Source organism: Agrobacterium sp. BT-220-3 (genome assembly GCF_025910175.1).
GTDB lineage: Bacteria > Pseudomonadota > Alphaproteobacteria > Rhizobiales > Rhizobiaceae > Agrobacterium > Agrobacterium oryzihabitans.
Genome location: NZ_JAPAIX010000050.1, coordinates 1 through 620 on the forward strand (window position 1 = coordinate 1; position 620 = coordinate 620).

Annotated in this window: 1 protein-coding gene; it reads right to left on the minus strand. The window is 59.5% G+C overall.

The genetic code is table 11. From position 1 onward, the window contains the following. The coding region (locus OK142_RS25230) for a GTP-binding protein (RefSeq protein ID WP_498685726.1) at window positions 1–620 on the minus strand (620 nt) is incomplete at its 3' end.

The window sequence follows — 620 nt, forward strand, 5'->3', positions numbered from 1 at the left end:
GGCTGGTCGATCGGACGCTCAGGCGTCGGGATGTAGGCGTCAACAGCGGCCATCAGCTCGCGGATCGCGTCTTCACCGATCTTCTTGTCGCTGTCTTCAAGAGCAGCAAGTGCCGAACCCTTGATGATCGGAATATCGTCACCCGGGAAGTCGTAGGACGACAGAAGTTCGCGAACTTCCAGTTCAACGAGCTCGAGAAGCTCGGCGTCGTCAACCTGGTCGACCTTGTTGAGGAACACGACGATTGCCGGAACGCCAACCTGACGGGCAAGCAGGATGTGCTCGCGGGTCTGCGGCATCGGGCCGTCGGCAGCCGAGCAAACCAGGATCGCGCCGTCCATCTGGGCAGCACCGGTGATCATGTTCTTCACGTAGTCGGCGTGGCCGGGGCAGTCAACGTGCGCGTAGTGACGGTTCGGCGTCTCATACTCAACGTGGGCCGTCGAAATCGTGATACCACGTGCCTTTTCTTCAGGCGCGGCGTCGATCTGGTCATACGCCTTGAACTCGCCGAAGAACTTCGTGATCGCGGCGGTCAGCGACGTCTTGCCATGGTCAACGTGACCGATCGTGCCAATGTTGACGTGCGGCTTATTGCGCTCAAACTTGCTCTTTGCCAT